The 15,152-nt window shown below is 42.8% G+C and carries 15 protein-coding genes; 2 read left to right on the plus strand and 13 right to left on the minus strand.

Annotation, left to right across the window (positions count from 1 at the left end):
- Nucleotides 1-151: 151 nt before the first annotated feature.
- The 7 genes from MKY52_RS28940 to MKY52_RS28970 form a co-directional block, all read right to left on the minus strand.
- Complete coding sequence (locus tag MKY52_RS28940; protein WP_341055256.1) at nt 152-658, minus strand: DUF4178 domain-containing protein; 507 nt, start codon at nt 656-658, stop codon at nt 152-154.
- Between the two features lie 14 nt (nt 659-672).
- Nucleotides 673-1,077: a DUF350 domain-containing protein gene (locus MKY52_RS28945; protein ID WP_094869154.1), complete on the minus strand. Its 405-nt coding sequence runs from the start codon at nt 1,075-1,077 to the stop codon at nt 673-675.
- A gap of 123 nt (nt 1,078-1,200) precedes the next feature.
- Complete coding sequence (locus MKY52_RS28950) at nt 1,201-1,869, minus strand: PspA/IM30 family protein (protein ID WP_042188756.1); 669 nt, start codon at nt 1,867-1,869, stop codon at nt 1,201-1,203.
- 70 nt (nt 1,870-1,939) lie between these two features.
- Nucleotides 1,940-2,278 (minus strand): prenylated flavin chaperone LpdD, encoded by a 339-nt coding sequence (gene lpdD, locus MKY52_RS28955; protein WP_341055259.1) that lies wholly within the window; start codon nt 2,276-2,278, stop codon nt 1,940-1,942.
- Between the two features lie 23 nt (nt 2,279-2,301).
- Nucleotides 2,302-3,234 (minus strand): dihydroorotate dehydrogenase, encoded by a 933-nt coding sequence (locus MKY52_RS28960; protein ID WP_341055261.1) that lies wholly within the window; start codon nt 3,232-3,234, stop codon nt 2,302-2,304.
- Nucleotides 3,227-3,931 (minus strand): dihydroorotate dehydrogenase electron transfer subunit, encoded by a 705-nt coding sequence (locus tag MKY52_RS28965; protein WP_339265031.1) that lies wholly within the window; start codon nt 3,929-3,931, stop codon nt 3,227-3,229. Before MKY52_RS28965 ends, MKY52_RS28960 begins: the two co-directional genes overlap by 8 nt.
- Before the next feature lie 77 nt (nt 3,932-4,008).
- Nucleotides 4,009-5,052 carry an NADH:flavin oxidoreductase/NADH oxidase gene (locus tag MKY52_RS28970; protein WP_341055262.1) on the minus strand — a complete coding sequence of 348 codons (1,044 nt, stop codon included), beginning with the start codon at nt 5,050-5,052 and terminating at the stop codon, nt 4,009-4,011.
- A 185-nt stretch (nt 5,053-5,237) separates the two neighbouring features.
- Between MKY52_RS28970 and MKY52_RS28975 the strand changes: the two genes are divergently transcribed.
- Nucleotides 5,238-6,119, plus strand: coding sequence for a polysaccharide deacetylase family protein (locus MKY52_RS28975; RefSeq protein WP_341055264.1), 882 nt, complete (start codon nt 5,238-5,240; stop codon nt 6,117-6,119).
- Nucleotides 6,120-6,251: 132 nt separating this feature from the next.
- Here the strand turns inward: MKY52_RS28975 and MKY52_RS28980 are convergent, their stop codons facing one another.
- Nucleotides 6,252-6,911, minus strand: a complete 660-nt coding sequence (locus MKY52_RS28980) for a 3D domain-containing protein (RefSeq protein ID WP_149647339.1) — start codon at nt 6,909-6,911, stop codon at nt 6,252-6,254.
- Nucleotides 6,912-7,311: 400 nt separating this feature from the next.
- On the opposite strand from MKY52_RS28980, the gene ppk1 reads away from it, so the two are divergent.
- Nucleotides 7,312-9,426, plus strand: coding sequence for a polyphosphate kinase 1 (gene ppk1 / locus MKY52_RS28985; RefSeq protein WP_339265039.1), 2,115 nt, complete (start codon nt 7,312-7,314; stop codon nt 9,424-9,426).
- Here the strand turns inward: ppk1 and MKY52_RS28990 are convergent.
- From MKY52_RS28990 to glgA, 5 genes are all read right to left on the minus strand, one after another.
- Nucleotides 9,374-10,903 carry a Ppx/GppA phosphatase family protein gene (locus MKY52_RS28990; RefSeq protein WP_341055267.1) on the minus strand — a complete coding sequence of 510 codons (1,530 nt, stop codon included), beginning with the start codon at nt 10,901-10,903 and terminating at the stop codon, nt 9,374-9,376. The genes ppk1 and MKY52_RS28990 overlap by 53 nt on opposite strands.
- A gap of 157 nt (nt 10,904-11,060) precedes the next feature.
- On the minus strand, nt 11,061-11,783 hold the full coding sequence (locus MKY52_RS28995) for an amino acid ABC transporter ATP-binding protein (protein WP_042188767.1): 723 nt from the start codon (nt 11,781-11,783) through the stop codon (nt 11,061-11,063).
- Complete coding sequence (locus MKY52_RS29000; RefSeq protein WP_042128253.1) at nt 11,770-12,435, minus strand: amino acid ABC transporter permease; 666 nt, start codon at nt 12,433-12,435, stop codon at nt 11,770-11,772. Before MKY52_RS29000 ends, MKY52_RS28995 begins: the two co-directional genes overlap by 14 nt.
- Before the next feature lie 106 nt (nt 12,436-12,541).
- On the minus strand, nt 12,542-13,360 hold the full coding sequence (locus tag MKY52_RS29005) for a transporter substrate-binding domain-containing protein (protein WP_042188769.1): 819 nt from the start codon (nt 13,358-13,360) through the stop codon (nt 12,542-12,544).
- 330 nt (nt 13,361-13,690) lie between these two features.
- On the minus strand, nt 13,691-15,115 hold the full coding sequence (gene glgA, locus MKY52_RS29010) for a glycogen synthase GlgA (RefSeq protein ID WP_341055268.1): 1,425 nt from the start codon (nt 15,113-15,115) through the stop codon (nt 13,691-13,693).
- Between the last annotated feature and the right edge of the window lie 37 nt (nt 15,116-15,152).

The following is a 15,152-nucleotide window of genomic DNA, read 5'->3' on the forward strand; positions in this document are numbered from 1 at the left end:
TCCATTTTTGCAGTACAATAGGTACTATTTTAACATGAGCTATCCTGAAGTAAAATGAATGGTGGAAACGACATTAATCCCTTACCGATTTCATCTACGTAATTACAAAAAAAAGATGCGATCTCAAGATCACATCTCTTACGATTCATGTCTAGGATGCTCTAATTACCTTCACATCACCAGGAATTACTTTCTCCCCTTCATACAGCATAAACCGTCCATGTTGCCATTCTACACGCAGAAGCCGAGAATCATCTGACTGATATTGCCATACATGCTGCTCTCCACCATTCATAAAAGGGGTTTGGCCTATGGCAGCAACATATCCATCATACTCTTCCTCCAGAAAAAATGTATAATCGTCCAGTTCAAGTGTTGTTGGAACCTCAGCAGGATTATCTAAGCGCCCATCAATAGGTTTATATAAACCATATTGCAGCTGTTCCCGCTCCTCAATATGCAAATAGGCAATTTGACTACCATCTCTTAATGTCAGCACTACCGCATTTCGTCCACGATTATGGGTCCTGCCGGTTACCTCGTAGGTAACGAGCGATACTTCACAGATGTCTCCGGGAGACAAATTAAGCATACTTTTCTGAACTTCCTGAGCCGCTGGTTTGGAGAAAAGATTACCTATACGTTTCCATATACTCAACTTGATCGTTCCCCCTACATAAATGCAGAAATAATTAAAGCTCCCGTAATTTGCAGTGAGCCTGATAATAAGCCGTACCCGATTTTGCCAAGCTGTGTACCATGATCCAGATCCAGATTCCCCCATTTAGCCAAGAGGAGACGGACCGTTCTTTCCAATATAAGCAAAAGAAAAAAAGATACAATCGAGATCAGCAAAGCATCTGGCAGGCTGTTAGAAGCAGCTATCGATGATGATAAAATGAATGCCTGTGCCAATAGCTTCATTACAAAACGTGTAGTAACTGCCATATTTCCAGCCTTTAACTCTTCTAAATCATTGTATCGAGTGAAGAGTGAATCTACGAACATCAGCACAAACAGCAACACCGCGCCGCTCACTGTCCACACGACCATGGACACCAGGATATGGAAATCCATTCTAATAGCCCCCGCTTATTCATTTTGCATGCTGTCATAAGCATAGATAAAGCGAAGAGGAAACGATATTCTTGTCTCCCCTTCGCCTGTGAACATCAGCCGTGAAACGGCTAAGATCAAATGTTATTGCTTCTCGTATTGTTTCATCAGAGCAGCCAATTCATCTTCTACTGCTTGATCTTTGTTCAACTTCTCGAACTCATCATCAAGTGATTTGTTGCCCGAGCTCATCTCGTTGCTAGCTTCGGCTTGAGCTTCTGCTTGCAGCATTTTTTCTTCCATACGTTTCAGACCAGCAGATGCGGAATCAGAGCTGAAACCGCTCATCGCTTTATTAATTTCAGTTTGAGCTTTGGCAGCATTATAACGTGCAACCAAGGTTTCCCGTTTGTTCTTCATTTGAGTGAGCTGCTTACGCATCTCGTCAAGTTTGCCGCGAAGATTATCCGCAGATGCTTTGTTCTGGTCGAAGCTAGCTTTGTATTCTACCAGTTTAGCTTCAGCAGCCTTCTTCTCTTCTAGAGCTCGACGAGCAAGGTCAACATTACCAGCTTGAGCTGCAGCATGTGCCTGTTGCGTACGTTTGTTAACTAGTGCTTCCTGCTCTTCATACAGCTGCTTGAACTTCTTCTCAATAGCGATTTGAGCGGCTACCGCTTTTTCTGCATCTTCCAAATCTTCGGTCATATCACGAATGTACTGATCGGTCATCTTAATCGGGTCTTCTGCTTTGTCGATAATCGCATTCACGTTAGACATTGTTAAATCGCGCAATCTTTTAAATATAGACATGGTTTCATTCCTCCAAAAGATAATTTAAATACTCACTTGATATCTTTTACGCAGAATTGCCAATCCCGTTTCACATTTGTTGCGCTAAATATTGAATTACTTTATTATTTACGATCTCAACGACCTCTTTAATACCTTCTTTCGTGAGATTGTCGTAATGAATGCCCATAACCACTGTGACCGTCCTGTTTAAACCCTCAGCTACCCTAATGGCAATATCTTCGCTTATCGTATGCTCTTTATGATGAGGAACGGCAGAGGTCTGCACTTCCACCCGCTCTCCATTTAAATACGCAGTACTTGCCGCTCCAATATGACGAACGCCCCCACTAATTACGAGTAAAAGATCACGACCGACAGACGTCGCCGTCAGCTCAATATCCTCAGGGTTAATCTTGTTAGAAGTCAATAGTATCTCCTCACTACTCCACTTTATATAATGCCACGTATTTCATCCAAGGATTGAATATTCTCTTGAACCATGAATTGCTCAAGCTCTTCAACAAGCTGGCTACCTGCTCTCAAATTCATGAAATTGTAGGTTCCTACTTGGATTACCGAAGCACCTGCCATAATAAATTCAATAATATCAGTAGCTGTGGTGATGCCCCCCATTCCGATTACTGGAATAGATATGTTCTGCGCGACTTGATGCACCATGCGCAAAGCAACTGGCTTAATCGCTGGTCCGGACAGTCCGGCATACAAGTTATTAAATACACTACTTCTCCGTCGCACATCAATTTTCATCCCGGAAATGGTATTGATCAGCGAGACAGCATCTGCTCCCTCTGCCTCACACATTTGCGCCATCCCAACGATATTCTCAGCACCTGGAGACAGCTTTACCGCAAGTGGTAGCCTAGTAGCACATCTAACAGCTTGTACTACTTTTTGCGCTTCTGAAGTCTTGATTCCAAATGCAATTCCGCCCTCTTTTACATTTGGACAGGAAATATTTAACTCAATCATATCAACAGCTGGTTTACCTGCGCTTGATCGAAGATCTGCATCACGCTGGATCATTTCTGCTCCAAGTACGTAATCCTCAAGCGTCCCTCCCCCAAGATTCACCAAACGGGCTGTATCGAGTGTTTCCCAATAAGGGCATTCTTTTTCCAAGAACGCAGCTACACCAGGATTCTCCAATCCTACACTATTCAGCATGCCAGAGGCTGTCTCATAAACTCGAGTGCCAGGGTTACCTGCTTTTGGATGGAGGGTGAGCCCTTTCCCTGAGATTCCACCTAGCAAAGATACATCATACAACTTTCCATATTCACGACCAAAGCCGAATGTTCCTGAAGCCATTACAATCGGATTCTTAAAATGAACGCCTGCAATTGTTGTGCTCATCTTAGTCATGGAAAATCACCTCCTCAGAAAGGAACACGGGTCCGTCTGCACAGGCTTTTCGCTGACCATCACGACAAGAAACACTACAAACAAGACAGGCACCAATGCCGCAAGCCATTCGATTCTCTAGAGAGAGATAAACTTTTGTATTGCTACCCGCCTCTTCGGCCGCTACGCCTTTAAGCTGTGCAGCTTTAAGCATAGGATGTGGGCCGCAAACGAAAACATGATCATATTGACTAAAATCCACACGATCCAAAATAAATCCGCCTACATCTACTGTAAGCTCGGCTGCTAATGGACGAAAAGCTTCTGTCCGGTAAGCTTCCCGACTAAAACCTAGAAAGATATCACAACTAGGCAGCTGCTTTGCACAATAATATAGAGGCGCTATCCCAATTCCACCACCAATAAGTGCAACCTTGCCTTCGACCTGCGGGAATCCCGTGCCAAAAGGCCCTTCAAGCTCCACTGAGTCACCAGGAGTCAACCGTGAAAAGATCTCAGTGCCTTCCCCCACTACGTGATATAAAAATTCGACACTATCTTCTTTTACTTCATGTATACTTAACGGTCTGGAAAGAATCGGATAAGCATCCCATGCCCGTAACATGTAGAATTGACCCATTTCACCGCCGCTATTCGTTTCAACTTTAAGGTGGTACACTCCGTCAGTTAGCCGATCGTTACTTAAAACCATCCCCACGTTATCAAGCTCCTTCAAATTTTATCTTTATTAAGATTGCCTTAGAAGGAGTATAAAATCTGTGACAAACTTCACATTCAAAGCGCGCTTCCCTTTTTCCAGATCCCGCGTTCATAAGGTTTGGGTACATTACGTACGCCTACAAGCGCTTCTTCCGCATGTAAAGCCCAATAGGGATCGCTCAACATCCCACGGCCAACGGCTATCAGCTCTGCCCGTTCTTCCGCGACGATGGACTGTGCCTCAGTAAAGGATTCAAGCCGCCCCACAGCAATTACAGGCACCTGTAATTCACTACGGATAAACTCTGCCAGATCCACTTGATAAGCAGGGCCTGCACCCAGCCCTCCATTTGAACCTATAGGACCTTCTCCTCCAGAAGAAACATGGAACAGATCCACTCCAGCATTCTTATACCGTCGGCAAATATCCAGAGCGTATTCAGCATCATATCCACCCTCTACATATTCCTTCGCAGATATTCTCATAATCAATGGCATGTCTACAGGAACCACTTCTCGGACTGCTTTAACTACCTGTTCTCCGAACAACGCAGGATCTTGTCCATATTCATCATCTCTGGTATTCGTCAATGGTGAATGAAACTGGTGAATTAAATAACCATGTGCACCATGAATTTCGACCGTATCAAATCCTGCCTCTATAGCTCTGCGCGCCCCTTCACGGAAGGCCTCAATTAATTCTGAAATTCCTTTTTTAGAAAGAGCCTGTGGCGTTTTGAAATTAGCATCAAAAGGAATTGCTGATGGAGCCACTGGCGGCTCTGCATCCACAGCTTTTCGTCCAGCATGTCCTAATTGAACAGCGATTTTTGATCCATACGCATGTACACCATCCGTGATTCTACGATAAGCTTCAATTTGCGAATCACTCCAGATTCCTGTATCTCGATTAGTGATTCTACCATCTGGATGTACGCCAGTCATTTCCACGATAATAAATCCTGTACCGCCAATAGCACGGCTTACATAATGAACATAATGCCAATCATTAGGGATGCCATCCTCTTTATCCACCGAATACTGGCACATAGGTGGCATGACAATACGATTCTTCAGCGATAACCCCTTCAATTCATACGGTGCAAACAAATCAGACATTCATGTCTCCATCCTTCCGTAATCTATAATTGACTCGGGAATTCCCCGTTCTATTAGTATACACGCATTGGTTCCTTCAAGAAATCTTAACCAATACTGTATTGTTATCAGCATAAATCTACCCATCTATGGAGATAACAATTAAGAATATGACGGTGATCAGGTAGTAAAGGAGGCAGATGGGGATGTATTTTCAACGGAGAGGTCAGAAACTGCTCGTAATATTAGGAACAATCATAACTATGCTATTCCCAACCTATTCTTCAGAGGTTGCGTCAGCGCCTGTACAGAGTCAGAAGACTCCGCAAGAACAAACACAAAGTGTACCCGCTTCAGACGAAGATACCGCAATTTCAGCAGGTAGCGCTGCTACAAATAGTTCGACACTTAACAGCAATAAAAACACTAAAGGTCTGACATTAAGTCAGCTGTTACACAAATACCCAGAGACTTTTAAGACTAGTGGACCTCGGAATAAAGTCATAGCACTTACTTTTGATGATGTTCCTGATCCAAGATTTACCCCCCAATTGCTTAACATCCTGAAAAAATATAATGTCAAAGCAACCTTCTTTGTGGTGGGAAGCAGAGCAAAAAAACATCCAGCTTTGGTGAAAAGAATGATTAGAGAAGGACATGCGATTGGAAATCACTCGTATAACCACCCTCAGTTTGTGAAGCTTGCGATGAATGATTTTCAATCACAAATCATAAAGACCGAGGATATTATACAAACCTTGGCCGGATATAAACCACGACTAATTCGCCCACCCTATGGGGATATCAGTGAACAGCAGCTTAAATGGGCAAAAAGCCATGGCTACACGCTCGTGAATTGGAATGTGGACTCATTGGACTGGAAAGGACTTTCCAAAAACCAAGTCAGAAATAATATTCTAGCCCATATTGGAAGAGGAGCGATTATTCTTCAGCACGGTGGAGGCGGTCCAGGTAGTCATCTACAGGGAACGATTCAGGCTTTACCTGAAGTAATCACTATTATGCGCAAGCGGGGTTATACATTCGTTACCGTTCCTCAATTACTACAGGTGTCCAAAGGTAAATAAATTACCCCCAAATATATATTTTATAATACGTAAAAAAAACGGAGGCAGCCGCTAAGGACTCCCTCCGTTTCCTGTGTAACCTTATTTTAGAACTTTTCATATCTCATAGGTATTCTCTCTATTTTTATCTATCTATTTAACAATGTATAATTGTACATATTGATAACCGAATGATGATACAAAGCTTTGGCTACCAGGGATAAAGATATCGATACGATTGCCTTTTATAGCACCGCCCACATCCGTTGCCGTTGCTAAGAATGCATCTTTAGGCAATCCATCATGTGAATGGCCTGTCACCAATACTTTGGTTCCGAGAGGAATCACATTTGGATCAACAGCAATAGTTCCAAGCTTGAGAGGATTTCCGAAATAATCTACTGCACCCCATCCGCCGTTCTCACTGCTTGCAGAAGAATAAGCTGAAGCTTTGACTTGAATCGATTTGTCATAATTAAAGGACTTACCCCATGCTTCAACTGTTTTGGACTCTGAGTTTACATTAAGACTTGGTGTAATCACTGGTGATTTGTCAGTTGTAGTTACGGACTCAGCCTGCATCTTACTAGGGATAGTAATTTCAAGACCTTCGTAAATGTTAAGTGCTGCAACGTTTGGGTTTGCTTTCATTAATTCATTCACACCTACATTATATTGCTTGGATAAAGTATAAAAAGTGTTGCCATCCTTAGCGATATGAACGCTGTCTGCATGAGCTGGAACGGCATGCAGTAATGCACTGATTCCCATAATTGCAGCAAGGGTTTTAATTGTTCTAAATCTGTTCTTCATAATTGCCTCCTCATTAGATGGGCGTGAACGGTATCACTTCCGTATACGCTCGTGTACATTTTAAGTACTTATGTACAACCCGTGTGTGATTTCTTGATGTGTTGCAGTCTTTTGTAAAACTGACAGGACTTAATATATCACAATTTTGTAACCTGTGCTTATGTAATTGTTACCATTGTGAAAAATCAAGTTTCAATATTGTCATTTTTTCGGATTGTGGTTAACATATTTTTCATTATGTAAACTACATTAAAAGATCCATGTACCATTTTTAAAAATTATCATATAAAATTCCCGAAGATTTTACATAGCGTTAACATTTCATGCTTTATCCAATAGTAGAATGATAGAATATGATAAATAGAATAGATACAGACAACGAATCATATTTGGAGGTCCCATGAATACAGAAGAGAATAAAAACAACCAAAGCAGCCCAGCCACTGCTTACCTCAATAGAGATTTGAGCTGGATCGAATTTAACCGACGCGTGCTGAAAGAAGCTCAAGACCCTGATAATCCGCTAATGGAACGGGCTAGATTTCTGGCTATCGTCTCAAGCAATCTTGATGAATTCATAAGCGTTCGAGTGGCAGGAATTCAAGATCAAATCCGGGCAGGCTATACTAAAAAAGATTTCACTGGCTATACCCCTTCCGGGCTATACAAACGTCTCATCAAGCGAGTTACCAAAATTGTTGCCGACCAATACCGGATTTTCCGTGATATTTCACGGAGTTTGCATAAAGAAGGTATCGTTTTTGTGGATTATGAGGATCTCACTCATGCACAGGAACAGTCCATAGAACAATATTACCGGGATATCATTTATCCTGTACTTACGCCAATGGCTGTAGATCAGAGTCGACCGTTTCCACTCGTTCATAGCCAATTTATCTATTTAGCAGTAGTTCTTACTCGTAAGAATGGCCTTGAAGAAGAGCCTTTTTTTGCTATTCTGCAAATTCCATCTAATCTGCCAAGATGTATCCCGCTACCACACCGGTCTAACAGTAAGAAACGGCAGTTCGTATTTATAGAGGATGTCATCCGTCATCATATTCAAACTTTATTTAGTGGTTATGAGCCCGTTGCCGTTAGTGAATTTCGTTTGACCCGCAACTCTGATCTCACGATCGACGAAGAAGGGGCCGAGGATCTTCTAGAAGAGATTGAAAAGGAGCTGCGCAAACGTCGCCGTGGTGTTCCAGCAAGACTTGAAGTACAAAAAGGAATTCATCCATATGCCTTGGAACAGCTGCAAGCTGAGTTTGAAATTGAAGATTTCGTATTCGAAATTGAAGGTCCGCTAGATCTAAGTTTCCTTCGTAATTTCGCCGGCAGTATTAAGGGCTTTAGTTACTTAAACTATCCGAGCATTGAACCCGTCTACCCTGCTGAATTTGAAGAGAACGAGGATTTCTTCGAGGTATTACGTGAGCGAGATGTTCTGGTCTACCACCCTTACGAATCCTTTGATGCGATGACGGACTTTATCATTCAAGCCTCAGAGGACGAACAAGTGATGGCCATTAAGATGACTTTATACCGCGTGAGCGGAAACTCTCCTCTGATCACTGCACTCGCTAATGCTGCTGAATCCGGAAAACAGGTAACAGTGGTTGTTGAGTTAAAAGCCAGATTTGATGAGGAACGTAACATCGCTTGGGCTCGCCAACTTGAAAAATCCGGATGCCATGTCGTTTATGGTCTTGTTGGACTCAAAACACATGCCAAAGTCACCTTGATTGTCCGTCAGGAAGGCCATGAATTACGTCGTTACGTGCATGTAGGCACAGGAAATTACAATGATAGTACCGCCAAAGTCTACACGGATCTAAGTCTATTTACTGCTCAAAGCGATATCGGACTTGATGCTTCCGAGCTGTTTAATCAAATGACTGGCTATTCCGCTGATTTTGACTGGAATTCCTTCATTGTAGCTCCAACGGACATGAGCCTTTCCTTACAAAAGCTGATGAAGCGTGAAGCGGAGCATGCTGCAGCCGGAAGACCTGCACGTATCATTGCCAAAATGAACTCACTCTCTAATCAACAAGTCATCGACGATTTATATGGTGCCGCACAGGCCGGTGTATCTATCGATTTAATCGTTCGGGGGGTTTGTTGTCTTCGTCCGGGGATTGAAGGCTTGAGCGAAAACATTACGGTTCGCAGTATTGTCGACCGCTTTCTGGAGCATTCAAGAATTTACTATTTTGAAAATGGCGGGAAGCCTGAGGTGTATTTATCCAGTGCAGACTGGATGACTAGAAACCTAACCCGACGGATCGAGCTGATGTGTCCGGTAAGAGACAGCAATATTCGTAAACAAATCGTTAAGATTCTTGAACTATCCCTTAAAGATAATGTGAAGGCCAGCTTCTTACAGCCTAATGGGTATTACGAGCAACCAGACGACAAAAAGGCCCCTTTCCGGAGCCAGTTCGCAGCAATGGATGTTACACGTTGGAAGGAAAATCGAGTTTTACCTTCACCGCCCAAGCATTCTTAAATGCTTTTAAGGCGTTCTCAATGTCCTCTAGACCAATCAGAAGCGCTGAAGCGCCCTCAAGATCCAGATTAAGAGTATTGCCGTGTAGATTAGCTTTCAGGCCACTTACAATCCCGATCTCGGTGCTGTCTAGTGCAATGCTTAGCTGTACAAGCGATCCGAGCTTATGAATCCACTCTTCGTCGGAAGGCAGTAAAATGTCCTTATACATCTGGGACAATTTCTGCTTCCGGCTTTTTGTGCTATACGAGGCAATCATCGCGCACAGGATAAGCTGGCGGTGTGTCAATCCGCGAATCGGTGAATTCATCAGCCAATACAGGGTGTGTCGTTTAGATTGATAATAGTTAATGTTAGACCCTGTTCGATGTAGCATGATGGATACATAAATTAACATCTCATGTTCAGCTTTATTCTCCTCATCCTTGAACGCGTCAAACAGACTTAGAGCAAGCTTGTTAATATGATCTAAATACCGTTTAGAAGTACGAATATCAAACCGAATAATCGTATTTAAACTGTATTCAAGCGCACTGTCTCGCACCGGTTGCTCCGGCTTCAGTAGATCATGTAGCATACCTTCCCTGAGCCCCTCCCCGCTGATTACAGCCTGGCTAGCCCCAATATACTGATATACCGTATGGAAAATAATCAACCCGGATACGATGATATCTGCTCGACTCTTAGACAACCCATCTAAATCTTTACGCTTATCATAAGGCATTGAAGGTAATGTGTTCATAAAATGCTCAATCGTCTCACTTGCCATGGTGTAACCGTGAGAGTTAGGTAATGAGTATGCTCTAGTCTTTTGATCCAGCTTACCTAGAGAACGAACCGTACCTCCCAGACCAAACAATGGAAGTCCTGCTGTTGCGTTAAGCCAATCATGCTCTACCAATCTCCCCAGAACATAGGTCTCCAGCTTCTGAATCTGCTCTCCATTCCAGTTCCCGCCTTGACCAAACATAAGATTGGTATTCACCGCTCCGAACGGAAAGGAAATACTATGTTGATAACGCCGCCCGCGAAAAAGTGTGATTTCAGTACTCCCGCCACCAATATCGATGACATAACCATCTTCAACATTAAATGCGTTTATGACACCTAAGAAGCCAAAGTAAGCTTCCTGATGACCACTGATAACCTCAATGGGTATGGTAGAAGCTTCTGACAAAAAGGCAATAATTTCACTGGAGTTAGCAGCATTTCTGATTGCCGCTGTAGCGCCCGCACGAATGGACTCTACATCAAAAGCATGGCAGATCTCCTTAAACTGGCGCAAGACTGGGATGATCGTCTCCATATCATTTTGTTCCAGTCGACCTTCCTTCGTAATCTTCTCACTAAGACGTGCAGAGTACTTACACTCCTTGATGATCTTATAGCCTCCCTCCGGCGTTGTATCATAGATTACAAGACGTATGGAGTTAGAACCAATATCGATAATGCCTATCCGGCGCAGATCATCTCTCATTATGTATGTACTCCTTTTCAAGTTGATTGACCATTTATTATACATGGTTTACATAAATAAATGAACTCAGTCCATTATATCCTCAAATTATGCAACTGTTAAAAAAATAAGGCGGCACCCGGATAACTTGCCCGAGCGCCGCTACAATTTGACTTGCTTATAACACTTTACTTAAAAAATCCTGTGTACGTACATGCTGAGGATTTCCGAATACTTGTGCAGGTGTACCCTGCTCTACAATCACGCCGCCATCCATAAATAGAATACGGTCGCCCACTTCGCGTGCAAAGCCCATCTCATGCGTAACAATGACCATTGTCATCCCATCTTCTGCAAGCTTCTTCATAACTTCCAGCACCTCACCAACCATCTCTGGGTCAAGGGCTGAGGTTGGCTCGTCAAAGAGCATCACATGAGGCTGCATTGCCAGCGCACGGGCAATCGCGATCCGCTGCTTCTGTCCTCCGGACAGTTGAGCAGGATATGCATCCTTTTTATCTTCAAGGCCTACAGTCTTGAGCAGCTCCATTGCGAATTTATCGGCTTCGGACTGCTGCTGTTTTTTCACCTTAATCGGTGCTAGTGTAATGTTCTGCAGAACTGTTTTGTGAGGAAAGAGGTTAAACTGCTGAAATACCATTCCCATCTTCTCACGTGTGACATTAATATCATGCTTTTTGGAGGTAATAGATTCACCTTCAAAAGTGATTTCGCCACCAGTTGGCTGCTCCAGGAGATTCAAACAGCGCAGAAAGGTACTTTTACCCGATCCACTCGGTCCGATAACGACGACGACCTCACCTTTATGAATCTCCAAGTCAATTCCCTTGAGAATTTCCAGCTTCCCGTAATTTTTTTGCAAATTCTTAACGGCGATCATCGGTATTCAGCCTCCTTTCCAGTCTACCTAGGATCTTCGATAGCGTAAATGTCAGCACAAAGTACATAAATGCGATAATTACAAGTGGTGTCATACCATCGTAAGAAATCGTTGTAACCGTACGTGCTTGAAACATCAAATCCGTAACGCCGATAAAAGAAATAATCGATGATTCCTTGATAATGGTGATAAATTCATTTCCGATTGCCGGAAGAACACTCTTGAGTGCCTGCGGGAGTATGATATGGCGCATAGTCATCCCTTGCTTCATTCCAAGCGAACGGGCTGCCTCCATTTGTCCACGATCTACCCCTTGTATCCCAGCACGGAAAATCTCTGCAAGGTAAGCAGAACTGTTAATGGATAAAGTGATTGCCCCCGACTGAATCGGTGTAAATTCAATCCCGAATGTAGCCAATCCATAATGGATCAGAAACAGTTGTACAAGCATAGGTGTACCACGAAGGAATTCTACCCAGGCTGTTGCCAAGAAGCGAAGCACACCCCATTTGGACATACGTAGCAAGGAAACAATAATCCCTAGAATAAAACCAAAGAAGACGCCTAGAACAGCAAGCAGCAAGGTATACTGCAAACCGGTTAGGAAAAAATCACGATAATCATAAGCCATTTTAAATAAAGTAATGTCCATAACCTATCCTCCCATCTCCAAAAAAATAGAAAATAGCTTATTGTCGCTATTTTCTGTATACACATACAATTTACTTTAGCAGACTTTAAAATATCCGTTTGTTTCTTTACTTCGTGCTATCTGCAAGCTCGCTAGCTGCCGTTACGTACTCATCAATTTTACCTTCTGAGTTTAAACGTGTCAGTGTGCTGTTTACTTGATCCAGTAGCTCTTTATTTCCTTTTTTAATACCAATAGCATAACCGTCATCTTCAACTTCTGGCTTAGCATCAGTAATTACAAGACCAGGAACATTCTTAACGAATGATTTGGCGACGGGCCCTTCAATGATAGCAGTATCTACACGATTGGATTGCAATTGTAGAACGATTTCGGAGATTTTACCAAGCGAAGTGATTTTCGCTCCCTCGATCCCTTTAGCAATTTCCTCTTGAATGGATCCAGTCTGCACACCAATTTTGGTACCTTTTACAGCATCCATAGTGGCGTATTTATCTTTGTCCGCTTCGCGCACAACAATCGCTTGCTCTGCCTTGTAATAAATGTCTGAAAGATCAACAGCTTTTTTACGTTCTTCCGTCGGGCTAAGTCCAGAAATTACAATATCCACTCTTCCGCTGGACAATTCGTTTAGTAGTGAGTCGAATGGCAAGTCCTTAATTACAAGTTCAGCACCCATATCAGCAGCAATTTCCTTAGCGATATCGATATCGAAGCCCACGATAGTATCTTTACCGTCTACTACTTTATGGAATTCGTACGGAGGAAAATCTGCACTTGTGCCCATAGTAAGCTTCTTAGTAGCCCCACCGTTAGTTGCATTTCCACTTGCAGCGGTATCACTATCATTTTTATTTTGACCGCAGCCTGACAACAGGCCTACTGCTAATAACATACCTAAACTAAGTTTACCCCATTTGTTCATTTCTATATCTCCCCTATTCGTATGAAAAAAATCCAAGTTGTCTCTTTGACCGACTTATTATAAATCAGAACGCATGAATATGCAAAGGCATAATTGTGACAATAACTTCCTTTTATTGGGTTTCAAAGCAAAGAATTCATTCTTCTGAAAAATATTATTCAACATTTATTCAAATTTTATATAATCTTATACATTTTTACTATTCCCTAACTTAACCAAATCATGCGGCAAATCGCCTCTTATTTTCATCAAAAAAAAGGAGTGCACTTAAAGTATGAGTTATACTTCAGTGCACTCCCTTATTAACCTATTACGGAATCTAATGAATCCTTATTCCGTAATTTCATTATAAATATCAATGTACTGTTGCGCCGATACATTCCAGCTATAATCGCCAGCAAATGCGTTTTTCGTAATCTTTTTCCAGTGTTCAGGCTGCTTGTATAATGAGATCGCCCGGCGAAGCGTAAACATCATATCGTGGGCGTTGTAGTTACTGAATGTAAAGCCGTTCCCTTCACCGGATTCTTCATTATAAGCTTGAACGGTGTCATTCAGGCCACCAGTTTCCCGCACAACAGGTATGCTGCCGTAGCGTAAAGCGAGAAGTTGACTGATCCCGCAAGGCTCAAACTTGGAAGGCATAAGAAAGATATCACTAGCAGCATATATTTTGCGTGAGAGTGCATCATTAAAGAGGATTTGTGAAGATAGCTTTGCCGGATAACGCCAAGCCGCTTCCTTAAACCACCGCTCATAGGACTCATCCCCCGTTCCAAGCAGAACAAATTGAATGTCATCCTTATGCAATAGCTCATCCAATACACGCGTAAGCAAATCTAAACCTTTGGAATCCACAAGACGAGTAACCATAGCCACCATCGGAATGTTAGCATCTACAGGTAGTCCTAATTCCTCCTGCAAGGCTAATTTGTTCTCCGTTTTCTTCGCCAGATTAGAACGATAACGGGTAACAAGACTTGTATCTGTTGCAGGATTATAACTTTTTGTATCTATTCCATTCACAATACCGCTTAAAACATCCGCTCGCGCATTCAACAATCCATCCAGTCCGTAACCATAATAAGGTGTTCGAATTTCTTCCGAGTAGGTTGGACTTACTGTGGTGACACGGTCGCTGTATACAATGCCACCTTTTAAGAAATTCACATTCCCGTAATACTCCACGCCTCCAAAATAACTGCTGTCCAGACCCAATAGCTCCCCAAGCACCTCATAAGGAAACACACCCTGATACAACAGGTTATGTATGGTAAATACACTTCGCATTTCGCTGTAAAATGGATTGTGTCGATAATGCCCCTGAAGCAGCATTGGGATTACAGCCGCATGCCAGTCATGGCAATGCAAGACGTCCGGCTGAAAATCAATAGCTGGCAGACACTCCAGCACCGCACGATTATAGAACGCGAAGCGCTCTCCATCGTCCATATATCCGTAGATTCCGTCCCGTCCGAAATAATATTCATTGTCGATAAAGTAAACGGGGATACCGTCATAAACCATATGTTCGATTCCACAGTATTGATTACGCCAGCCGATTGGCACATACACTTCTGTTAAATGCTCCATTTTTGAAGTGAACTTTTCTGGAATCCCACGATATTTAGGCAAAATCACTCGTACATCCACCCCGGCACCCTTCAGCGCTTTAGGTAATGCCCCAATGACATCGGCCAGACCACCCGTTTTGATAAATGGATGAGCTTCAGCTGCGGCAAATAAAACTTTCATGATTATTTCCCCCTTTAAAGTGTACGGATTCTCTATT

It is taken from the genome of Paenibacillus sp. FSL P4-0184 (genome assembly GCF_038004625.1).
Classification (GTDB): domain Bacteria; phylum Bacillota; class Bacilli; order Paenibacillales; family Paenibacillaceae; genus Paenibacillus_AQ.